The sequence below is a fragment of the Microvenator marinus genome (assembly GCF_007993755.1).
GTDB lineage: Bacteria > Myxococcota_A > Bradymonadia > Bradymonadales > Bradymonadaceae > Allomicrovenator > Allomicrovenator marinus.
In genome coordinates this window covers 2543355-2566957 of sequence record NZ_CP042467.1, presented here as the reverse complement: position 1 = coordinate 2566957, position 23603 = coordinate 2543355, and the positions used below count along the sequence as shown (strand labels likewise).

Genomic DNA, 23603 nt, shown 5'->3' with positions numbered 1-23603 from the left:
GCATAGGTATCCCGTGTAAGCAACGTGCCGAGGATACTAACGAGGTTCCGAAGAAGAATCTAACCCCTACAAGAAGCAGTTGAGGTCTTGGGTGTCCGTGAAGCCGTTGCAGTCGTTATCGATGCCGTCGTTGCAGACTTCGGGGGTTGGGGAATCGCAGGTTTGCACGTCACACTCTGCCAATGCCCGCAGCTCGCCTGATTGAGCGGCCTTTATCAAAGCGCAAGTCTGGGGGCAGAGTTCCATGCCGAAGTCGCTCAGGTAGAAGGCGTGTTCGGTACATGAGGAGGCCGAGTCGACTCGGCTGATCGTGAACTCCGAGGTCGGCAAACGAAGCTCAAAGGCCAGTCGAGAGTCGTCGATTCGAAAGCCCTCGGGTGGGCTTAGGAACGGTAGTGAGCAGGCGATGGAAGAGACCTCAACAATCTCTAGTGCAGCTGCGTTAAAAATGGCGTTGTAGCTCTCAGCGTCACACACCGGATACCTAAGTCCACCCGTCACCAAACTCAGCCTTTGATACTCTTCGCCGTTGTTCTCAGCTGTGCCACAGACAAAAGGCTGTAGGGGCTCCCCAGGCACGTAGGGTGCCGCGGTTTCCTTCGGTGAGAGCCCGACTACAGAATGAAAGACGTAGTTTCTAGAACCCGCCGTTCCAAAAGGAGAGCCAGCCAGAGCCAGCAACGCCTCGTCGAAAGCCAGGGCGCTCATCGAGGAGTCATCGTCAGTAAACTCGATGAAGACTTTGAACGCGTTCTCGCGAAGCCAGCCTCCCCAACCTCCTGGTGCGAGCCCATGCGGGTCTGATTGCGAATAGGTGCTCAGGACGCGGCGCAACGAATCATCGCTGCCTATGCGAGTGTCGTAATGAAAAAGGCGTTCTGAGTTTGCAGGAGTGTCGGGAACAGGATTGCACTGCGTCCCCGAAAGGGGGGCTTCCACACAGATATCGGCGTCAAACGCGTTTCCTTCACCGTGAGACGAGATCACAATCACACGGTAGTCGACCCCAGCGTTCTCCATAACCTGCGCGAAGTTCGTGTTGATATTGGCCCGAATCGCCGCAATCTCTTCACGCATCGAGCCCGAGTTATCGATTACGAAGATGATGTCCACAGGTCGGGTTTGAAGGCCCGCCTGCCATGACTCCGTCACGCACACTGAGGACGGCGAATCTGGGTTTGTCCCAAGGATGGTTTCGGTAGCATCAAAGATGCCATCCCCATCCGTGTCGGCCAATTTAACCGGGGCCTCGGGCCCAGGCTCCGCCGGAGTTTGGGCGTCCGTCCCACATCCAAGCAGGAGCATAAGCGTACAAGCGAGCTTGGTTCGCTTGTGATGCGAGTTGCGCGTGCGAAGATTGTTCACGTTCCAAGACTGCATGGCGGCAAGACTAACCCAGACTTCAGCCAAACACACCATCTGAAAGCGTTACAATTTCACTACTGAAAGCGTTACAATTTCACTACTGAAAGCGTTACAACTTCACTACTGAAAGCGTTACAATTCTGCTATTCTGTTGTTGATGGCGACCGAATGTGAGGCAAAATGTACAAAGAGCGAGTGGTAGAAAAAGAGCTTGAGGATCTGCTCAAGACCTTTGGAGCGGTGGTGATAGAAGGACCAAAAGCTTGCGGGAAAACTGAGACGGCTAGGCGGTACTCAAAATCCACGGTTTTCCTCGATACGGATGAAAACGCGCGTATGGCTTTGAATGTTGACCCTAAACTGGTTCTCAATGGTGCCTCCCCCAGGCTATTGGACGAGTGGCAAATCGAACCAAAGATCTGGAACCACATTCGTAGAGAGGTTGACGAGAGAGGGAAGCCCGGACAGTTCATTCTGACGGGTTCGGCAGCGCCCGCAGACGACATTACAAGACATACGGGAGCGGGGAGGTTGGTGCGTATGCGAATGAGGCCAATGTCTTTGTTCGAGAGTGGTCACTCTAATGGTGATATCTCAATGGCGTCGCTACTCAGCGGGGGTCGGGTTTCAAGTTTGGCCGATACAGGCGTTCGCGTGAACGATTTAGCGGAATATATTTGTAGGGGCGGTTGGCCTGCAAATTTGGAGATCACTACAGCCGCCGCAGAGCGATTCAATCGTGCCTATGTGGAGGAAATTCGGCGCACTGATGTGCACCGCGTTGATGAAAAATCGCGCGACCCTATCAAGGTAGGAGCCTTGATGAACTCACTCGCGAGAAACGTCTCAACTGAGGTCGCGATGACTACTTTGGCCCAAGACGCCGGTGGAGCAGGTGGTAGCTTAAGCCATGACACAGTGCGAGACTATTTGCAGGCTCTAGAAAGGCTCATGGTGATTGAAGATCAGCCTGCATGGTCTCCTCACCTCAGGTCGAAATCGATTCTCCGAAACTCGCCAAAGCGCCATTTTGTTGATCCTTCGCTTGCGGCGGCGGCGATTGGGATTACGCACCATAAACTTTTGCAGGACTTGAAGACCATGGGAATGTTCTTCGAGTCTCTTATCGTGCGCGATTTACGAATTTATGCACAGTCATTGGAGGCTCGGGTGTGCCATTATCGAGACAATACCGGTTTGGAGGTGGATTGCATCATCGAGCAACCAGATGGAACTTGGGCTGCTTTCGAAGTCAAGTTGGCACCTTCGCAGGTGCCGGCTGGTGTCAAGTCGTTGCAAACCCTTGCCGAGAGAGTGGATAAAAAGCGCTGTGGGCCGCCTGCGGCGCTAGGGGTGATTGTCGGAACTGGCTACGGTTACACGCGTGAGGACGGCATCCAAGTCATTCCCATCAGTATGCTTGGCCCCTGACGGCTAGACGCCTTGAGAAATCGAGGCCACCCGTTTGAAGTAGGCCTCATTGAGCGTTGGGGTTCTGAGGTGTCGGTCCATGAAATGTTCCAAAACCTGATCTTCGGTGGCGTCCTTTTCAAGCTTCGCAAGTTCTGAGAGTCGCACGGCCGAGTAGTAGGCCGCAGCGATGGGTTCACAGAGATTTCGAAGAACCACCGGGCCGGCAACCTCGTGCAACTCGAGCGCCTGATTGACCTTGCTTTCAACGTCGTTGAGAGCACGCTCAACTTCGGGACCACGTCGCTCACAAACCGCGGGTGAACGCAGTAGTGAACGCGTATGCTCGAAGAACGCCTCGTGGACCTTGTAGCGCTTCATATCGCGATAAATTTGCATGATCAGCGTGTTATGCGTGCCTTCCCAGTTCTCGTAGACGATCGCGTCTCGCAGAAGTCGCGGGAGCACTGAGAACGACTCTATTGCGCCATTTCCACCCAAGACCTCGATGGCGTCCACGGTCATCTGACGCGCCCATTTTGCGGTCACGAGTTTGTTCAGATTAATGCTCATGCGTTGGAATCCGCGTGCACTCTCGTCTGCCTCTTCGCGCTCGATCGCGTCCTGGGTCGCCACCAGATAGAAGGTGCCCGAGGTCATGGCTTGCAGGTCAGCGCGCATATTCGCCAGGTGTTCCTGCATGAGAGGGTAGTTGAGGACGGGTTGACCGAATGCCTCGCGATGTTTGGCGTAGAGCTGCGCCGTGACATACGCACGCCGAGCCACGCCCGAGCAACCCACGGCGTTGTAGAGTCTCGACGTGTTGATCACGAGCTCCATCATATGTTTGAACCCATGACCCACCTCGCCCATATGGTAGGCGACCGCATCTACAAAGTCGGCTTCACCACTAGCCATTGAGCGGGTGCCGAGCTTGTCCTTGAGGCGACGCACGTGCACCCCGTTGACTTGGCCGTCTTCAAGAAGCCTTGGGACCAGGAAAAGCCCAAGACCTCGGGTGCCTGCGTCAGCACCGTCCGGGCGCGCAGTCATCAAGTAGAGGTCCGCGTCGATATTGGAACAAAACCACTTCTCGCCGCTAAGTCGCCACGATCCGTCCGGCATGTTTCGTGCCACGCATGCATTCGCCCCGACGTCGCTGCCGCCCTGAACTTCCGTCAGGAATTGAGCGCCCTCGTAGTGAATATCGTAGTCGCGGTCCAAAAGACGTTGCAAAAATCGCTGCTTGAGCTCATCTGACCCAAGCTCTTGGAGCACCCGAATCACCCCTGCCGTACAGGCCAACGGGCAATTGTGCCCCGCCTCACCATTGTACGAAGACACGTAAAACCGGGCGAGCGCACCAAGATGATTGGGGTGGTCGCCATAGGCTTCCATGACGCCGGAGCCGTAGATATATCGACCCGCCTGATGGTAGGTGGGGTGGTGTTCGATCTTCTCTTGCCTGTTTCCAAGACCGTCGAACTTCTCAAGTCTCGGCAAGTTCGTATGCAGGTTGTTCTCGCGAACGAGAGTGTCTAAGGGGCCTGCCACCTCAGCCCCAAACCTAATCAGATCTTCTTCCAGACCTTTGGTTTTCTCGCCTGCATAGAGCCCCAAAATCCTCCGGAAAAATCCGTCCGCAAGATAAGCATTTTCGGGGTGATCAGCGCGCCACGCATTGAGCGCGTCTCGGCCGGCTTCATTGGCAGGTCTATCGTGTCTCATAAGTCGTTCCTCGTTCTCGGATTGTACGGTTGGAACCTACTAAAACCACGTGGCGCCGTCCACAGGCCCAACTTTTTTGAATTATTTTCGCAACACTTCGGCAAATCGTCCGAAAATATAGGTAACCACTTTCCCATTCAGAAGGAGGGAACCTATGTCAGACTTAAACAACTTAGATATAAGATATCCGCATCAGTTCTGGTTTTTGGCGATTCTTCGAGCCTTTATCCCAGAGCTTTCAACCCACACCAAAAAGGGCCGCCGCCGCGTAAATGCTTCATTCACCTCGAACTCACCCATCACGTTTTGGGGGGATCTGGCGCTCTACCTTTCCCAGCGCGAAGTTCTGGTGGAGCACCTTTCAGACGCCCCAGGATTCGTCGACATTGCGAAGAGTTGGCTAAAGCTCGCGACCGCTCTTGAGAGGTTTGCCTCGATTCGTATCAAGGATCGGCCCCATCCATTTGCGCCTGCCATGGTCATTGTGTGCTACCGAAAACCTACGGACATTCTTCGGACCCCCCACTTTTTTCATGGCACCGGTACACCAGGAATTTGGCGTTTTGGACCACCGGAGTTTGGCCCCATTTTACTCATTGTCACCACCGAACTGCCAAACGTTCCGCGGTACGAGTGGCTGCGCCGATCTGCGCGCATTCCAAGTAGCGGCGAGGATTTCGTCGATTCGTTGGAGTTGCTATTGCGGACCAAAAACCTTAGAGTTGAATCCAAGAAACAGCTAATGGAGGACATGATGAAAATCGGGGATAATGACAAGAACGTGGACAAAGTGCGCGCCTTCAGCCTCGTTCAGGCGATGCGTGAAGAGTTCGCCGATATTGACGCCGAACTTGAGGCGCACCGGCTCACTAGGGAGAAGTTGGCGGCGACCGAGGCCGAGCTAGCTGCGACAAAGGCCGAGCTAGCTGCGACAAAGGCCGAGCTAGCTGCGACAAAGGCCGAGCTAGCTGCGACAAAGGCCGAGCTAGCTGCGACAAAGGCCGAGCTAGCTGCGACAAAGGCCGAGCTAGCTGCGACAAAGGCTGCCTTAGACGAGTTGCGGGAAGAGTTTCGAAAGTTCAAAACGTCCCAAGAACGCTAATCTGTCCACCATTCTCGTTCGGTGAAAGCATCATCATATAATCGGCGGAAATGCGATGATTTAAGGCGAATAACGTGAGGTCGAAGACCATAAGGAATGCGCCCTGGACGATTAAGGATTGCCCGTAGCCCACAAAGCGCGGGCTATCTTCGCTATGCCCCTTCTGCCAGAGCAGCCCGCCAAGGGCCATATATCCAACGTCCAGACCGGCGTTAAGCAATAACGCCTTTTGCATGAACTCGCCCTCTTGAATTGTTTCTAGCCAATTGAACCCCGACGGCTCCTTGCCTGCCTCTCCAAGGTATCCAAACGTGGCGATGGCCAAGTTAACGATATTCCAGCCCGCGTTCATCTGATGGAAATATCGCCACTCATCGTCTTCGGAAAGCAGGTACCCAGCGGTGCCAACCCCTATATTCGTCAGAGCCCAGCCACCGAGCACAAGCATGCCCGCCTTGTTGGTGGCGATGCGTTGGGCGTTGGATTGACGCGTCACCTCGTCCATATCCTCTGGAGGCGACTGTCCCTCAGCTCGGGAGAATACAAATCCGAGCACGAGCCCAGCACTAAAAAGTATCAACGTTTTCTTCATGCCTATCTGGTTAGTCGAATCCAGAACTAAACACAATTCACTGACTTGTTGACTTCGACATCGAGCAGTCGCAAACTCCAGCGTTTCGCTAAATGAATCGCTGGAGCTCAAATGAAACGCCTTCTGATTGCCCTAGTCCTTCTGCTGAGCGCCTGTGCTCAGGACGTCACCGATATTGACCGCACCCAACCCAACCGCCTCAAAAAGACGGACTTGGACGGACAGTGGTTCGTGGCCCAAACGGTGACAGAAACGCCAACCACGGCGTGGTATACCTTCGTGGGCGACACGAGCTCCATGGAGCGAATTCGTTGGGAGATCGAGGAAGAGTTTCTGATCGCCTATCGTACCTACCCTAAAATCGCAGGCTCTCAGGAAGTCACCGACGACTACACGGAAAGCCCCGTCGCAGCCTATCGAATCGCGTCGCACTTCGATGTTCAGCGCCAGTACAATGCGGCCACTGGCGAGCAGACCAACGTGATTGTGGAAAACTCAAGCGACCGCCCATGGTATGAGCGCGAGTATATGCGCGTGGACTGGTCCACAAACCACGTCACGAACTTCGACTTCCTTTCGGTCTGGCTTGGTTATTCGGACTTCTCGTACTTTGTGGATCGTGAGCGCGGGCTAGACGGCGACGCCATCGTAGAAGGGCGCGACGAAGACGGCTCACTCAACTACTTCGACTTCAACGTCTCAATGATTGTGGAGCCTGACCTCTGGGGTTGTGTGTATTCGTGGTGGGGCTACGCAGCCGAAGACTGCACCAGTGCACGCATCAAGGTTCGAACCGCGTACATGAAGACGCCAGAAGTTCGCGAATACGAGCCCGTTCAATACGACGACCGATGGATGTCCAAATTCGGGTACTTCAGAACCGAACGTTTTGGCTTCGACGACTGGTTGGGCATTCGCCAGACCAACCGCCTACAGCTCGCCAACCGATTCGCGATCTGGGAAAAGGTCTGGCAAAGAGACGAGTCGGGCGAGCTTTCGACTGATTCCGACGGCCGCCCAATCGCGATTCCTATGGAGGAGCGTACGCCCAAACCCGTGGTCTACTATATGTCTCGAGAGCTCCCCGAGAACCTATGGGATGAGGCGCTTGAGGTCGGCCGCGGTTGGGATCAGGCGTTCAGACGCGCGGTGGCAGCCGTGAAAGGGGATGACCCTGCAGACATGCCTCAGATGTTTGTGGTCTGCCATAATCCTGTTTTGGAGGAAGACCCCAAAGTTTGCGGCGGGCCGGGCTTAAGCCCGAACACGGGCGATATTCGCTACAACCACCTCTACTGGGTAGACCAACTCACGCAGGCTGGATTGCTCGGTTACGGACCTTCAGGCGCCGACCCGCTGACCGGAGAAATCGTCTTCGGCTCGGCCTATGTCTACGGCGCTGAAATCAACACCTATGCGAACTACGCCAAGGATATTGTCCGTCTCATCAACGGTGATTTGGACAATACCGACCTGCAGGATGCCGAGTATATCTCCGAAGAATTGCGGCGTAACCTGAACTCTGACCCCTCGCGCCCCAAGGTGCGCTCGGCAGCGCTGAAGAACATGCCCATCGAGGGCGGCATCAGCCGCCTTGCGCCCAAGAAGGCTGGCAAACTTCGCCAACTCAAGCGCCACGGCATCGAAAAGCTTACGCACGACCGCGCCGAGCGCGTACGCACAAAGATTCGGGAGGAGGGCCTCGATGACCTGATGCTCGACCACGAGATGATGATTGGCAAAACTCGCGGGCAGGCTGGACCAGGCCGAGACGTGCCCGAGCATATGAAGGAAGACGTCAAGCCTTCGAATTGGGCGAACAGCCGCGCGCTACGCCGTCGCGAAGCCACCATGATGCAGGCCGCTCGCAAGAACGTCTATCTCTCGGCCTTCGCTGACGACGCGATTCTTGGCTTTGCCACACAACTCAAGGACGAAGATGATGATAGCGTCCGTGAGAAAGTTCAGTCGGCTGTGTTCCGTGCCGTGATGGAGCACGAGATTGGCCACACGATTGGCCTTCGGCACAATTTCCAAGGGTCCTACGACTCCATCAACTATCAGGACCAATACTGGGACTTGCGCCAAGAAAACCTCATAAACTCCTCAAATCTGGACGACCTCTACGAAATGGCCGAGATGACTCAGGCCCAAAAAGACGGCCGAATGTCCGAGTACCAGTACTCCTCGATCATGGACTACGGCATGAGGTTCAACTCGGACATACACGGGTTGGGTAAATACGATGAGGCGGCCATTATTTTTGGGTACAGCGCCGGTACGTACCGTGCCGAGAAAGGCATCGAGCCCGGATTCGTTGAGACCTTTACAAACCCTGGAAACGCACGCACGCTTCTTAGACGTTATGAAGACCCCGACTCGCTCGCCTATCCAAGCCTTCTTGAAGAAATGCACTACACGAGCGTGGTTCAGACCTTTGACTCGCTGGACAATATGCGTGAGCGAACGCTCATGAAATACGATGAGGTCAAGGAGGCGCGCGGTGCTTCGGATGCGCCGGTTGAGGTTCACTACATGTTCTGTTCGGACGAGTGGGCAGGCGCGCTTGTATCCTGTGACGTATGGGATTCGGGTGCTGACCCGTTTGAAATCGTGCGAAATGTGAACACTACGTACCGCAATTACTACCCGCTCCATCACTACCGCCGCGACCGCCCATTCCACTGGTCGGAAGATGTCTTCGCCAGCATGTACATGAGGTACTTCTCGGCGCTGACCAACGTCTACCAGAACTGGGTGTTCTCTTACTTCTATGGGACCGACGATGTTCGCATGGATAACTACTATCTTTTTGCCGCGACCGCTGCGTTCAACCAACTCGCAGACGTGATGATGATGCCCCAGATGGGCGGCTACGAGCAGGATGAAGAGGGCGTTTGGCGCCTTGTGGACTACGCCACGGACCCTTCATACGACTTGAACGTGGACTACGCGCAAGGCCGAAACCTCTACACGGAATACGAGTACGAGAGCGGCTATTATTACTTCGACCGTGTCAGTGAAGTCGGGCATTTCTGGGACTTCCTCGCGGCGAGCTTCGCGCTCACAGATTACGAGACCACGCGACTCGGTGTGGATGATAGCGCCGACGAACTCACCTACTCCATTCCCTGGTACCTCTTCTTTGAGTTCGAACTCACCGATATGTTCAACGGTATCTTCCTTCAGGACCCAGAACTCGCCGGGGCGCGCGAAGTCAACGGGGAGATCGTGATGCCTAAGATGTCGCCGCTTGTCTCCTACGACGAGAACGATAACGAGGTGCTCTTTGACCCCGAAACCGGTGAAGAACTCCCTGCTGTGTTGCAAGGAAACCCGGTAGACATGGACTCCTCGTTCACACAGCAGCTCTACACCGTGCTTTATGGAATGGCGTTCTTTACATCCAACTACTCGTTGAATTTCCCAGACCAGCTCAAGATTTTCAGGCTAGGAAACGGCGAGTCCGTGACAGCTGGCGCGGGCTACGAGCTCGTGACCTTTACGGACCCATTCAACGGCTTTGAGTACGGCGCGCTCAAACCAGTCGGCGAAGATTCGTACACAGGAGCTGCCAGACTTGTGGAGCAGGGCCAGCGCTGGGCCGACGCCTACGCCAATGCCACCGACGACGACGCCGCAAACGACGCCTATTGGGAGCTCCAAGAGACGATCGACCTTATCAATCTGGCGCGCGCGATGTACACATATTTTGGCGTGTCGTTTTGAGCCGGAGCATTTAGATGTCCATTCGGGACCGAGTTGATCAGTGGTGTGTAGATACCCTTGAGCCTGGAGTCTGGGAGCGTATTCGCTCGATGGATGCCGGGCAGAACGAGTACGGCTACGACCCGTTCGGCTTTGATCCCGAGTACCTGAAGTACGTGGGACCGGTGGCGCAATGGCTCTATCGCTCGTACTTCCGGGTCGAGACCAGTGGCATTCAGCAAGTCCCCGAGAAAGGCCGCGTGATGTTGATCGCGAACCATTCGGGGCAAATCGCGCTCGACGGCATGATGCTTGGGAGCGCGTTGCTCTTTGACAGGCGCCCGCCGCGTATGGTGCGCGCCATGGTTGAGCATTGGGTGCCTACGCTCCCCTTTATCTCCACGTTTATGGCGAGGGCCGGGCAGGTCGTAGGAACGCGGGAGAACGCACGCCTTTTGCTCGAGCGAGAAGGTTGTCTCGCCGTCTTTCCCGAAGGTGTTCGTGGCATCTCCAAAACGTATGATAAAGCCTACCAGATGGTGGACTTTGGGCTTGGGTTCATGCGACTCGCGCTTGAGACGGGGACGCCGATCGTCCCCGTTGGAATCGTCGGTGCGGAAGAGCAGATGCCCGCGGTCTACAATGTCAAAAGCGTCGCTAAATTACTGGGGATGCCGGCGTTTCCCGTGACACCTGCGATGTTGATGCTCGGACCTATCGGCGCCTTGCCCCTACCCGTCAAATACCGCCTTCATTTCGGAGAACCTCTGACTTTTGAAGGCAAACCCGATGACGAAGACCGTGTGGTGAGGCAAAAAGTAGAAGTTGTTCAGGCCGAGATCGCAAAACTCATCGAACGTGGACTCGAAGATCGAAACGGAGAGTTCTTTTGAATTGGCGCCTTCAAAAACGAAAAGAACGAATCCTCATCACCGGGATCTCTGGCAGATTTGGCCGAGCTCTGGCACGCCGACTACACAGGACATGTGAAGTCATAGGTGTGGACAGAAGACCGGCACGAAACATGCCGAAAGATGTGATCTTTGAGCGCGCAGATATTCGTCGCCGAAAGTTCGAGGATGTGTTTCGGCGCGAGAAAATCGACGCCGTGGTACACCTCAATATCATGCACAATCCGCGCGAAAGTTCGGCTCTGCACCACGACTTCAATATCGTCGGCACCAAACGGGTCTTTGAACTCTGCTCAGAACATCAAGTCCCAAAGGTCGTGGTTCTTTCGAGCGCAAATGTCTACGGTCCCGACCCGAGAAACCCCCAGTTTTTGCAGGAAGACGCGCCACTTTTGGCCGGAACCAAGTTCGGAGGTATCCGCGACCTCATCGCGTTGGATATGTTTTGCAACACCTTTTTCTGGCGCCATCCCGAGATCGAGACCGTCATCCTGAGGCCCGTCCACATTGTGGGGCAGGTTGATAACGCGCCTTCAAGGTACTTGCGACTTGAGCGGCCGTTCACACTCATGGGTTTCGACCCCATGATTCAGCTCATCCACGTGGAAGATGTGGTGAGCGCCATTGAACGCGCACTGACGCCCGGAATTCGCGGTGTTTATAACGTTGCTGGCCCTAGTCCGGTGCCACTATCGTTGATGTTTGAAAAGCTCGGCCGCTCGCCAATTCCCGTTCCAGAACCAGTCCTCAAGGCCGCGCTCGGTGCCGCATGGTCGCTAAAGTTTAGCGATTGGCCCACGCCGGAGCTCGAACATATCAAGTACATCTGTATGGTGGATGATGCCGCCGCTAGGACCGTCTTGGGGTTCAAGCCAAAGTTCACGATTGATGATATAGTCGAGGAATTGGCAACGCGGGCTCTGACATAGGTCCCGGCACACGTGGACATGACTCAATGCGGAGAGAAACAGCATGACAAATATCAGTTCGACCCTCCAAGAAACCCGTCGTTTTAAACCCGATCCTAGCTTCGCTCAGCAGGCGAACCTCGGCCCGCAGCTTTACCAAGCGCTTAAGGAAGAGGCCGCGCAGGACTACGAGGCCTACTGGGCGCGACTCGCCCGAAAAGAGCTCGTCTGGCGCAAAGACTTCCAGACAACACTTGAGTGGGAAGCACCTTTTGCCAAGTGGTTTCAAGAAGGCGAACTGAACATGGCCGAGCAATGCCTCGACCGCCATTTGAACACGGCCACCAAACACAAGGCAGCCATCATCTGGGAGGGCGAGCCAGGCGAACAACGCACGCTGACCTACCAGCAGCTGCACGCCAAGGTTGCTCAGTGCGCAAACGCGCTTCTGGAAATGGGCGTAAAGGCTGGAGACGTAGTCACCGTCTATCTTCCGATGATCCCCGAACTCGCCATCGCCGTGCTCGCCTGTGCCCGTATCGGCGCCCCACATAGCGTAATCTTCGGTGGCTTTGCGCCAAACGCGATTCGCGACCGCGTGGAAGATGCGGACTCAAAGTTCATCATCACAGCGGACGGCGGCTGGCGCCGCGGCTCGGTCATCGCGCTCAAGGACAACGTGGACGAGGCGCTCGCCACAGGCTGTCCGAACGTGCAAAACGTGCTTGTGGTCAAACGCACCAACAACGCCGTCAAATGGACCGATGAGCGCGACATCTGGTGGCACGATACCGTAGACTCCGCCTCGACCAAACACCAGGCACAAGCCTTCAATGCCGAGCACCCGCTCTTCATCCTCTACACCAGCGGAACCACCGGAAAACCCAAAGGTGTGGTGCATGCCACGGCCGGCTACGCCCTTTGGACCAAGCTCACAACGCGATGGGTCTTCGACCTTAAACCCGAGGACACCTACTGGTGTACGGCCGATGTAGGTTGGATTACTGGCCATAGCTATATCGTCTACGGACCGCTCCAGAACGGCGCTACCATCATGATGTACGAAGGCGCGCCCAACTACCCGGAGCCTGACCGCTTCTGGGATATCGTCGAGCGCCACCAGGTCACCGTCTTCTACACCGCTCCCACGGCGATTCGTGCGTTTATGAAATGGGGCGATGACCACGTGCTAAAACACGATTTGAGCTCATTGCGACTGCTCGGAACAGTGGGCGAGCCCATCAATCCGGAAGCCTGGATCTGGTACCACGAGCTCATCGGGAAGGAGCGTTGCCCAATTGTGGATACATGGTGGCAGACCGAGACCGGCGGCATCATGATCTCGCCGCTTCCCGGCGTGACGACTACGGTTCCGGGTTCTGCCACGCAGCCTCTTCCCGGAATTGACGCGCATATCGTCAGCGGCGAGGGCGAGGACGTCGGCCCGAATCAAGGTGGATACCTCGTGATTAAGAAGCCTTGGCCTTCCATGCTGCGCAATATCTACGGCAACCCTGAGCGCTTCAAGAACGGCTACTACGGGCGCTTCGAGAACTTCTATTTTGCAGGCGACGGAGCGCGGCGTGACCAGGATGGAAACTTCTGGATCATGGGCCGCATCGACGACGTCATCAACGTGTCCGGACACAGGCTTGGAACCATGGAGATCGAGAGCGCGCTCGTGAGCCATCCGGCCGTCTGTGAGGCCGCCGTGGTGCCGCGGCCCGACGACTTGAAAGGCCAGGCCATCGTGGCATTTGTGACCCTTGAAGTTGAAGCCGACGACTTGGAATCCCTCAAAGCCGAGCTCTCTGACCACGTGGTTCAAGAAATCGGCGCCCTCGCACGGCCGGCAGAGATTCGCTTTACGGATTCACTTCCAAAGACCCGGTCTGGAAAGATCATGCGCCGCCTGCTATCGGATATCGCATCTGGGCGCGAGGCCGGTGATACCACCACGCTCGAAGACGCTTCAGTACTCAACAAACTTCGAGACGAAGACTGATGACCTTTCAAAAAAACGTGATTCTGCTGCCTCTGGTGGCGCTCTCTTTGACGGCATGTCAGGGCGAAGACCCACCATCCAATCCACCGGCTGAGACCAATAACTCTGAGCCAGATATGCAAGCTCAAGAGGATGCTCAGCCCGATATGGACACCAGAACTCGGCTCCGAGTCGCCACGTTTAACACCTCGCTCTTCCGAGACCAGGCGAACGGACTCTCTAATCAGCTCGAAGGCGCTAGCCCTCAGGCAGACGAAGTCGCGCGAATACTCGCCAGGATTAACCCGGATGTGGTCCTTCTCAACGAGTTTGACTGGGACGTTGAAGGCCTCGGCATCGCACGGTTTCAAGAGAGATTTCTAGAGCCTGCCGGCCTTCAACCCTTCGATTTTGTGTTCATCGCGTCTTCCAACACGGGCCTACCTTCCGGGTTCGATTTGGACCAAAATGGCGAGGTCGTAACGGTGCCAGGCTCGCAGGCGTACGGGAATGACTCCTTTGGTTTCGGCCTCTTCGAAGGCCAGTACAGCTTTGTGGTGCTCTCGCGTTTTCCAATCACTGGTACGCGTGAGTTTAAAGAGTTTCTCTGGTCCGATATGCCGGATTCTCTCTTGCCGCGGGACTATTACGGCGAGGCTTCGGATGCGCTGCGTTTGAGCTCGAAGAACCACGTGGATGTGACGGTCAATGTCGCAGGTGTTCCGGTTCATGTACTGGCCTCTCACCCGACCCCTCCGTCGTTTGATGGTCCTGAAGACAGGAACGGGCGGCGAAATCACGACGAGATCAGACTCTGGCTCGATTATATCAACAATGAGACGTATCTCGTGGATGATGCCGGCACCGAAGGCGGCCTAGCTGATGAAGCGTTTGTGATCCTCGGAGACTTGAATTCGGACCCGAAAGACGGCGATTCCGAGCGTGGTGCTCTGCTTGGACTGCTCGAGCACCCAAAGGTTCAAGACCCTGAACCCAAGAGTGATGGCGCCGTAGCGAAAGCCGAAGAAGATGGGCGCGCCAACGATTCCCACGAAGGCGATCCCGCCCTTGATACAGCGGATTTCTCGGACAATCAGGTCGGTAATCTGCGCGTGGATTACGTACTTCCATCCACGCATTTTGAGATCATCGAAAGCGGCGTGTTCTGGCCAGCTGGAGGCGGCGAGGGCGCCGAGCTGAGGCAGCCGTCGGACCATAGACTCGTTTGGGTCGACCTCTATCTAGACGCACCATGAAACTAACAATTCCAGTCATTCTCGCAGCCATGTTTGCCACAGGTGTGGTGCAAGCCCGGCCTAATTTGGATGGTACGTGGGACGGGGTGGAGGCAAAGTCCTACACATCGCCCGAGAACCGCGTCAAAGTCTGGTATGTAGAGTCGGGTGACCACGCCGTACTTCCGGCCGACGATGACGGGAACAACGTCCCGGATTTGGTGGAGCTCGTGGCTGCTGAAGGTGACGCGATCTACGCGTATCTGGAGGAGAATCAGTGGCGCCTGCCGCTCTCGGATTCCGAGGTCTTGACCAATCCAGACCTCTACGGCGGGGACGGTCTGATGGACGTCTTCCTGGTGAATTTCCCAGCGGGAGACGGCCAATTTGTGCGGGATGCGTGTCTGCCTGCGACCGCCAACTCACCGCAACGGTGCGCGGGCCATATGCGGTTGGAGAACGATTTCACCGGCACGTATTATGCCAGCGTTGAAGAGGCTGTAGGTGTGGTCCTTTCGCACGAGTTTTTCCACGGCGTGCAGTTCTCCTACGTGGGCGAAATGCAGGGTTGGTGGTCCGAAGGGACGGCAACGTGGTTCGAAGAGATGTACAATCCTGAACAGCGCGACTTTGAGGCGCTCGTCTCGGGCTTTTTTGAGGAGCACGAACGCTCGCTCAACGACAGGACACGCGGTCCAACGGACGGCTTTGCTTATCACGCCGGGCTCTTTCCATACGCACTTTCGCTCGTTCATGGCCCCGAACTTGTGCGCCGCATCTTTGAGCGCATGACCACTGACGACCCTATCGAGGCCATTCAAACGACGCTTCTGGAAGAGGGGACCACGCTCACCGACACCTTCGTGCAATTCGCCATGTGGAACGCCCTGACAGGGCCGCGAACCATCGCGGGTACAGGCTATCCTCAGGCTGCTGATTTTCCGGTGATAGAGCCCTTTTCGTTGGACGGCACACAGAACATCAACTGGGACTTGTCGCTCCCAAGACTTAGCACCCGCTACGGATTCATGAGGCCTTCACGTGACACACAGGCCCGGTTTGTAAACCTCTCCGAGTCCGAATCGAGTTTGAGTATAGTGGTACTTGACCTTGATGCCGGCGAGCTCTCAGTGCAGACAGACGAAGCCATTCTGACTCAGGGCACGCGGTGGATGATCATGGTCGCGAATGGCCACCTAGATACTTTGGATGGTCGTGTGGAGTTCCGAAAGGCCCCTGAAGCCGAACCGGAGCCTGAACCCGAACCAGCCCCAGAGCCAGGCCCCGAACCTGAGCCAGAACCACAAGCCGAGTCAGATTCCGGTGGATGCGCGACCACCGGAAACCCTTTGGGCTACCTTGGCTTCCTGCTCTTCGTGGTTGGTCACCTAAGGCTCAATCGGCGTCGTAAACTGAATGGTCTTCTCAGCCTTGCAGATGAACGGTAGCTCCCGATTCCTCGGGTCCATATGGAACCGCTCCCAAGGCAACATCTTCCAGTCGTTGCTCTTGATACAGGGTACTCTTGCCAATGTTCACAGTCGAGATCGCATGGTGTCAAATCAGGCATTAGCGCTATGGCTAGTATCGAAAATCTTGAAAAACTCGTCCAGGATTGCACCAACCCAAGCCTTGATGACGACCAATCGTTTCAGGATGTGCTGCTAGTTGCACAAGAGATCTTGGTGATAGATGACGATCGCTGCGCCGAGCTTTTTGATGTGAGCCGTTCTTCCGTCAACCGTTGGAGAAACGGAGCAACCGCACCTCGCCGCGTCGTGCGTCGTCACGTCTACTCGGTGCTCCTAAATGAAGCCCAACGTGCGCTAAAATCTAAGTCAAAGCGAGTGGCGGACGCTCGAGCAGGTTCGAGCAGCGAGTACACAACTCGTCGGTGAGTTGTACACATTCCGGTGTGTCGGCCTCGAGCGACTTTTGAGTTGGCTGCAGAATCCGAATTCCCGTTACGAAGTCGATATCGCTTGGTTTGACCGAAACGAATTGCATACTGATCTCAGCGAACTCCTGGCGGGATGCAAAGATCGCTAGTGTGCAACGGGCAGAGGAGTTGAAAGAGGGGCCTCAAACTAGAAAAATTTATTCTCGACAAAACACTTTTCATCCCACTATAATTTTACAGTCACAGCGTGGGGATATGGGGTGAAACGTGTGATCCGAAAAATAAGGGAGTTGCAGGGCTTTGATGCTCGGGGAAAAGTCCTGCTGAAAACGTGCCTGGCCGTCGCTCAGAATTGTCTTGAGGGGTCGGATTGGCCGCATGGACAGGTGTGTTCTGCGGACATCCACCTCAGAAATGAGCGTGGGTATACGGGTGCGCTTCACCAGCCGATATCACGAAGTCATGACGGGGTCTCCCTCGCTACGACTGCCGGTCTCTGGCGTTGGGTGGAAGATTTTAATGAGCCGATAGGTCTCGATGCAGACTTGCATCAAGCCTACCTGACCTTTGAAGACGACGGTTCTGAGCGCATCAACACGCATGACGGGATCGAAGTCTCGGCCAGCCTCTCCAAGGTCTTTGAGCACGGCGTCACGCACGTGTTCCTTGCGCCGCTGAACGGACACAATGGCTCGCTCGAAGGCATGCTCTCCATCTTCTTCGAAGCCCCAGATGCCATGAATACCCGCTTCATCTGGGACGAGCTCGCCTACGAGCTCTCCCTACTCCTGGAGTTGGTGACGCCCTACCTGATAAGCTCGCAGGCGAGCGCGCAGTTGGTGGAGCCTGACGAGTATCTGCCGGTGATTGGGCCGTCGATGCAGCGTAGAATTCAAGTCGCGCAGCATTTTGCCGTCACCGAGGAAATCCTTCTTATCGGCGGCCCAACAGGTGCCGGGAAGTCCCGACTCGCCAAGTGGTGCCACCTTCAATCGCCCAGGAAGGACGGGCCATTTGAGGTCTTGGACCTCATGTCCGTTCCCCCTGAGATGCAGATGGCGGAACTCGTAGGCTGGCAGAAGGGCGCCTTCACGGGGGCAATGCAAGACAACCCGGGCGCGCTCGGCCGTGCGCGCGGCGGAACACTCTTTGTAGACGAAATCGACAAGCTCTCGCGTGAAACGCAGGCCGGCCTGCTTCGCATTTTTGAAGAGAAGATGTACCGCCCGCTCGGATTCCGCGGAGGCGCACAAGAGGCGGACGTCAGGTTCATCATCGGCACCAACGTAGATCTCAAGGAACAGGTAGCCAAAGGCGCGTTCCGCGACGACCTCTACTGGCGAATCAATGTCCTAACGGTCGAGATCCCTGCCTTGATTGAACGCACCGATGAGCTTCGCGACTGGGTAGACTTTATGGTCGACCAGGAAACGCGCGGCCGCGACGTTCAACTCACGGAGGGCGCATTCAGGCGGCTTGCCGTGCAACGTTGGCCGGGCAACCTTCGTCAACTCCATAACGTCATCCGGCGTACCATGGCGCTCGCGGGAATCGGTGCTCGTGGCGACTACGTAGTCATCGAGGAGTTCCACGTCGAACAGGCGCTCGCCCGCGAAGATTCTAGCTACGATGAGCGTTTGGGTTATATCCTCTTGAGGGCCGCTAAAGTCATTGCTCAGCAGATCAAGATCAGCAACCAACATGAGCCGGGAAGCCTGCCGTTGGAGGCTGTGGATGCGCTTCGCGCGCTGGTACTCTTGGAGCTGAGGCAAGAGTTTGACGTGGGTGAGATCTACTGCCTCCTTGGCAAGGAGTCTCTGGTCAAGAATCGCAACCATCAACGGACCTATAGTCGTGAGTTGGAGTCGCTCAAACTTCTCGCGCAGCACTCGCCAGAGCTTCAATCCATCTTGGATTCTTTGTCGTAGCTAAACTCGGTACATCTTCGCCGCGAGAAGCCCGCCAACCAAGGCGATCACGCCCGCCACCACATGATGCATGGTGTAGCCAAGACCGGACGCGCTAAACCCACTCAAGATTGAGCCCACGCCTTGCACCGCCACAACGGCCGAGGCCAGCACGGTGTAGTTCATTCCCGAGTTGTCTGAGTCACTCCAGTCCATCATGCACGCAAAGAGAACAACGGTAGCCACTGAGCCGAGGAAGTTCTCAACGCCGATCGCGATCGCGATGAACGTTAGGTTGACCTCTCCGCCAAGCACTCCAACGTAGATGAGAGCACCGATGGCCTGAAAAATCGCCGTGACCATCAATGCGCGATTTCGCGTCAGTCGGTCAGCCAAAAACGCACCCGCCACGGTGCCGGCAAGCGCCGCGGAAAATCCGATTCCACCCGAGATTCGGCCGATGTCCCCAAGGCTAAGGCCGAGGTCTATCAACATCGGTTTGATCATGCCGTTCGCCAAGGCGTCCCCGAGTTTGAAAGCCGCGATCAGGCCGATGAACCGCAATACGGCCCGATTGGACAAGAACTTCCACATGGAACCAAGCCCAGAACCTAGCCCAATCTTGCGCTCAATGCCCAAGGACTCCGGCTCCTTCATGAAGATGATCGGTACCACACAGAGCGCAGCCACAAATGCCGTAGCCAAGAGCCCAGTCTGCCAGCCGAATGCATCGATGACCCAAAGGGTTGCGGCCCCGCCCACCAACATGCCAAGCCGATAGCCCCCTACCTGAATGCCATTGCCTCGCCCACGTTCCTCGGCCGGAAGAATATCCACGGCAAGGCCATCGGTAGGGATATCCTGGCTCGCATTCAGAAAGTTCACCACCAAGACCATGGCCATCAAGGCTTCAGGGGTCTTCCAGGGATCTACAAAGGCCAAGATCACGAGCGCCAAGACCACCAGGGATTGGATCGGGATTAACCAGCCTCTGCGCCTATGCCCCGGCGCCCAAAACGGGGCGCGGTCGAGCCAGGGACTCCACAAGAACTTCAGAGCCCATGGCGCGGCCAACAACGACGTAAGCCCGATGACCTGAAGTGAAACATTCCCCTGCCGCAAGATCGAAGGAACAGCCTGAGAAAAGAGCCCGAAGGGTACACCTTGCGCAAAATAGAGCGCACTCAGAATACCGAACCTTCGCCAACGCTCAGCGGAACTTATCATTTACGTCTCAGTTTTCTTGCGATCTTCGCCCTCAAGACCTCGACTTCCGGCGGTTTGATCAACGCGATCAGCGCCAGTAACACGCCTAAAAAGACCAGGCCAGAACTACCAAAACTCAAGGCGTAACCAAGCGCGCCTTCGCCGAAATCAAATTGCTCTAAGACCAACCATGCGCCGAGTGCTGCAGGGAGTCCAAGTCCCACGCCTCGCAGGGACCCGAGCCCCACAGGCTTCAGCGGCAGCGAATGCCCCTTAAACCGGTAAAAGCCAACCGTCGCGACCACGTTCATCACCATGCCCACGCTTGTCGCGAGCGCGAGCCCCTGAATCCCCATGCTCTCGTTCAACAACCAGTAGGCGGGCAAGGCCGCCACAGTCACCACCGAGCTAATGATCATTGGGGTCCAGGTATCTTCTCGGGCGTAGAATCCCCGTACCGCCAGTGTTTGTGCGCCCCACGCGGCGAGTCCGATCGAGAAGTACATGAGTAGTTCGGCTGTGATTGCGGCGTCTTCCACGCTAAACGCACCACGCTGAAACACCAGAAACACCAGCGGCTCAGCCACGACAAACAGGCCCGCGCTCGCGATTAGAGAGAAGAACATGACGCGTTGTAAACTCGCGCTCAGCGTCTGTCCGAGCTCGTCTTCTTTGCCTTCGTGATAGAGCCTGGCAAAGAACGGCAACGCAGCCTGCCCGGCTGCCTGCCCAATCACCGCAAACGCGAACATCATGAGTTTTCTAGAGTTCGTGAGCCACGAGATTGCTCCGGACTCGTGCATAGACCCGAAGTAGCGGAGCAGCCATTCGTCCACCGTGACAAGCGAAACGCCGATCATCAGCGGCAGCGTCACCCAGACGAACTTTTTGAACTCGGGATCAAAAGGCGCAAAACGAAACTGATAGGAGATGGACTTTCGCGAGGCCCAGAGCGGGATGGCCAAAGGCCCCAGAAATGCGCCCGCCACCACGCCCACTGCAAACCCCTCAACCCCGATCCACGGGTGAAGGGCCACGCCGCCCAGAATGATGAAGAGGTTGTAGACGAGCGGCATCAGCGCCGAAGGCCAAAAGATCTGGCGCGCCATCAATGAAGCGTTCAGGACGCCACCCACATAGAAAGCGAGCTGCGCCGGCATCACGATCCGAGTCATTCGGACCAAAAGATCCATCTGCGCTGGGTCATCAAATCCAGGGAAAAGATGTGGCACGATCTGCGGTGTGAAGACGATCAGCACCACAGTGAGCGCCAACATCAGCATGCCCATCGTGGTCGCCACTATGGAGAAGAGCCGCCACCCTCCGGCCTCGTCCTCGCGGGCGAGGTACGCCGAAAACATGGGGATGAAGGTCACCGAAAGGGCACCACCAGCCAAGAAGTAGTTCATCAAGTCGGGCAGGGTGAACGCCGCGTAATAAGCGTCCGTAGCCGCTGTGGCGCCGTGCAAATACGCGATAAACACTTCGCGCAAGAACCCCAACACACGGCTCAATAGCGTGCTCGCCGCGAGTATGAGTGTGGCAATAGCGAGCTTGTTCACGACTTCAGCCGAATTCGCCAGACCCGAGTCAACGCCTCCGCTGCAATCGAAGGAGTCATCTTGGATTCGCCGACTTCGCGGTCAGGAAAAGTGATGGGCATCTCGTGGATCGAGTAGCCCGCTTGATAGGCGCGGTATTTCATCTCGATTTGAAAGACGTAGCCAGACGCCTCAATGCCGCTCAAATCAATGCCTTCCAAGACGTGTCGCCGCCAAGCCACAAAGCCGGCGGTCAGATCCTTGATGGGGATACCGAGGATACTACGCGCATAGAGTCCGCCACCCCTCGAGATGAGTTTGCGCACCGGGCCCCAGTTCTCCGTTCCGCCGCCGTCTACGTAGCGCGAACCCACCACCACGTCCCATTTCTCTAGATTCTGAATCATCCCGCTCAGGTATTTTGGTTGGTGGGAAAAGTCCGCGTCCATCTCGATGAGCGCATCCCAATCGCGCTCAAGGCCCCACGCAAATCCCGCCAGATATGCAGGCCCGAGACCCTCTTTGCCCTTGCGGTGCAGAACGTGGATTCTGGAATCCGAGGCGGCCAATTCATCGGCGATTTCGCCCGTTCCGTCGGGAGATGCGTCGTCGATGATGAGGATTCCAACCTCGGGGACGACCTCGTGAATCGCCGCTGTAATCCGACGAATATTGCCAGCCTCATTGTATGTGGGCATGCAAATTAGAGTCTTCATCCGAGCAGGTCCTCACGCGTCAGGTCGAGCTTCTTGAGGATATATTCCACGCTCTTTCTATGAACCCCTGCGATCCGCGCAGCCTTAGATATATTGCCGTCTGTTCGCTCCAAGAGGCCTCGCCAATACGCGACCTCAAACTCTTCAATCATCCGGCTCTTTGCGTCCTTAAACGGAAGGTTTTCGTCGAGTGCGGTCTTGGCCATCGAGTCAGACCCCATGTCTACGCTGGTCTCCTCGGTCGGGATTTCTTGCGAGTTCAGGAATTTGGTCTCGATCTGGTCGCCCTGAGTCAGAAGGACTGCGCGTTCCACAAAATTCTTGAGCTCACGCACATTGCCCGGCCATCGGTGGCGCTTGAGCTTCTCCATGGTCTTGTAGGCGATATCCACGCCGGTCCGGCCAGTCAGCTGCGCTGCCTGCTCAAGGAAGGCCTCAACGAGCATCGGGATGTCGTCTGGGCGCTCACGAAGCGGCGGAAGCTCAACCTTGATGACCGCAAAACGATAGTAGAGGTCTTCGCGGAAATTACCGTCTTTAACCTCTTGGAGGAGGTTTCGATTGGTCGCAGCCACGATTCGAACGTTAGTCTTAAGGGTCTCGTTGCCGCCCACCGGCTTGACTTCACGCTTTTCCAGCGCCCGCAAGAGTTTTGGTTGAAGGTCGATCGGAAGCTCCCCGAGCTCGTCCAGAAACAACGTGCCGCCATTGGCCGCTTCGAACGCACCTTTGCGCGAACCCGAAGCGCCCGTGAATGCGCCTTTCACATGCCCGAAGAGCTCGGATTCGATGATGTCGCGGGCGATCGCCGAACAATCCACCACGATGAACGGACCCTTGGCGCGCGGACTCGACGCGTGAATGCCTTCCGCCACCAACTCTTTACCCGTTCCCGATTCACCCTCGATGAGCACGGTTGCGTCGGTCGGGGCTACCCGTTCCAGTAGGGCAAAAATCTCGCGCATCGCAAGGCTCTTGCCCAACATCTTGCCGAACTTATTCTTGCCGCTGAAACGCACTTCAACGGCTTCGTTCTCGAGCTTGAACTCGCACTCCGTGTCCCCGAGCTTAAAGACCGTCCCGTCTTCCAAAAACACAGACCCGACCTGAAGGCCGTGAACCCATGTCCCGTTCTTGCTCTCACGGTCGCGAAGCAGGTAGCCACGTGGCCCGACCTCGATCTCCGCGTGGAAACGACTCACCAGTGGGTCGTCCAGGCAAAGTCCGTTCTCGGGTGAGCTGCCAATCTCGAGCCTCCGTCCGGCTCCAACCTGCGTTAGACCCGCATTGGCGCCTGAGTTCACGCGAATCGAGTATTTGCGCAACTCCAGCTTTTCGTCGCCATCGTCGAGCAGAATCGTTCTGGTAATATCACTCATCAACACACTCT

Annotated in this window: 17 protein-coding genes; 10 read left to right on the top strand and 7 right to left on the bottom strand. The window is 56.2% G+C overall.

Annotated features, from left to right (window positions below):
- Positions 1-66: 66 nt before the first annotated feature.
- Positions 67-1410: a VWA domain-containing protein gene (locus tag FRD01_RS10555; RefSeq protein ID WP_146959401.1), complete on the bottom strand. Its 1344-nt coding sequence runs from the start codon at positions 1408-1410 to the stop codon at positions 67-69.
- Positions 1411-1545: 135 nt separating this feature from the next.
- Between FRD01_RS10555 and FRD01_RS10550 the strand changes: the two genes are divergently transcribed.
- Positions 1546-2796 carry an ATP-binding protein gene (locus tag FRD01_RS10550; protein ID WP_146959399.1) on the top strand — a complete coding sequence of 417 codons (1251 nt, stop codon included), beginning with the start codon at positions 1546-1548 and terminating at the stop codon, positions 2794-2796.
- A 3-nt stretch (positions 2797-2799) separates the two neighbouring features.
- On the opposite strand, the gene FRD01_RS10545 is transcribed toward FRD01_RS10550, so the two are convergent.
- Positions 2800-4503, bottom strand: a complete 1704-nt coding sequence (locus FRD01_RS10545; RefSeq protein WP_146959397.1) for an acyl-CoA dehydrogenase family protein — start codon at positions 4501-4503, stop codon at positions 2800-2802.
- 154 nt (positions 4504-4657) lie between these two features.
- Here FRD01_RS10545 and FRD01_RS24300 point away from each other — a divergent pair, with 154 nt between their 5' ends.
- Positions 4658-5605, top strand: a complete 948-nt coding sequence (locus tag FRD01_RS24300; protein ID WP_249756170.1) for a coiled-coil domain-containing protein — start codon at positions 4658-4660, stop codon at positions 5603-5605.
- On the opposite strand, the gene FRD01_RS10535 is transcribed toward FRD01_RS24300, so the two are convergent.
- On the bottom strand, positions 5583-6197 hold the full coding sequence (locus FRD01_RS10535) for a DUF6992 family protein (protein ID WP_146959396.1): 615 nt from the start codon (positions 6195-6197) through the stop codon (positions 5583-5585). The genes FRD01_RS24300 and FRD01_RS10535 overlap by 23 nt on opposite strands.
- 111 nt (positions 6198-6308) lie before the next feature.
- Between FRD01_RS10535 and FRD01_RS10530 the strand changes: the two genes are divergently transcribed.
- From FRD01_RS10530 to FRD01_RS10495, 8 genes are all read left to right on the top strand, one after another.
- A complete protein-coding gene (locus tag FRD01_RS10530) occupies positions 6309-9926 on the top strand; it encodes a zinc-dependent metalloprotease (protein ID WP_146959394.1) in 3618 nt (1205 codons plus the stop codon).
- Between the two features lie 14 nt (positions 9927-9940).
- Complete coding sequence (locus FRD01_RS10525) at positions 9941-10798, top strand: lysophospholipid acyltransferase family protein (protein ID WP_146959392.1); 858 nt, start codon at positions 9941-9943, stop codon at positions 10796-10798.
- Positions 10795-11745, top strand: a complete 951-nt coding sequence (locus FRD01_RS10520) for an SDR family oxidoreductase (RefSeq protein WP_249756169.1) — start codon at positions 10795-10797, stop codon at positions 11743-11745. Before FRD01_RS10525 ends, FRD01_RS10520 begins: the two co-directional genes overlap by 4 nt.
- A gap of 43 nt (positions 11746-11788) precedes the next feature.
- A complete protein-coding gene (gene acs, locus FRD01_RS10515; RefSeq protein WP_146959390.1) occupies positions 11789-13729 on the top strand; it encodes an acetate--CoA ligase in 1941 nt (646 codons plus the stop codon).
- Complete coding sequence (locus FRD01_RS10510; protein ID WP_146959388.1) at positions 13729-14964, top strand: endonuclease/exonuclease/phosphatase family protein; 1236 nt, start codon at positions 13729-13731, stop codon at positions 14962-14964. The genes acs and FRD01_RS10510 overlap by 1 nt, the downstream gene beginning before the upstream one ends.
- Positions 14961-16391, top strand: coding sequence for an MXAN_6640 family putative metalloprotease (locus FRD01_RS24295; RefSeq protein WP_249756168.1), 1431 nt, complete (start codon positions 14961-14963; stop codon positions 16389-16391). The genes FRD01_RS10510 and FRD01_RS24295 overlap by 4 nt, the downstream gene beginning before the upstream one ends.
- Before the next feature lie 129 nt (positions 16392-16520).
- The gene (locus tag FRD01_RS10500) at positions 16521-16841 is read left to right on the top strand and encodes a hypothetical protein (RefSeq protein WP_146959386.1); all 321 of its coding nucleotides are present in this window, start codon (positions 16521-16523) and stop codon (positions 16839-16841) included.
- 262 nt (positions 16842-17103) lie between these two features.
- Positions 17104-18771, top strand: coding sequence for a sigma-54-dependent transcriptional regulator (locus tag FRD01_RS10495; protein WP_146959384.1), 1668 nt, complete (start codon positions 17104-17106; stop codon positions 18769-18771).
- Here the strand turns inward: FRD01_RS10495 and FRD01_RS10490 are convergent, their stop codons facing one another.
- Genes FRD01_RS10490 through FRD01_RS10475 form a run of 4 tightly spaced genes read right to left on the bottom strand, consistent with a single transcriptional unit; the run spans position 18772 to position 23592 of the window.
- Positions 18772-19977, bottom strand: a complete 1206-nt coding sequence (locus FRD01_RS10490) for an MFS transporter (RefSeq protein ID WP_146959382.1) — start codon at positions 19975-19977, stop codon at positions 18772-18774.
- Positions 19974-21518 carry a murein biosynthesis integral membrane protein MurJ gene (murJ, locus tag FRD01_RS10485; RefSeq protein WP_249756167.1) on the bottom strand — a complete coding sequence of 515 codons (1545 nt, stop codon included), beginning with the start codon at positions 21516-21518 and terminating at the stop codon, positions 19974-19976. The genes FRD01_RS10490 and murJ overlap by 4 nt, the downstream gene beginning before the upstream one ends.
- Positions 21515-22213 carry a polyprenol monophosphomannose synthase gene (locus tag FRD01_RS10480; protein WP_146959378.1) on the bottom strand — a complete coding sequence of 233 codons (699 nt, stop codon included), beginning with the start codon at positions 22211-22213 and terminating at the stop codon, positions 21515-21517. The genes murJ and FRD01_RS10480 overlap by 4 nt, the downstream gene beginning before the upstream one ends.
- A complete protein-coding gene (locus FRD01_RS10475) occupies positions 22210-23592 on the bottom strand; it encodes a sigma 54-interacting transcriptional regulator (protein WP_146959377.1) in 1383 nt (460 codons plus the stop codon). The genes FRD01_RS10480 and FRD01_RS10475 overlap by 4 nt, the downstream gene beginning before the upstream one ends.
- Positions 23593-23603: the final 11 nt, after the last annotated feature.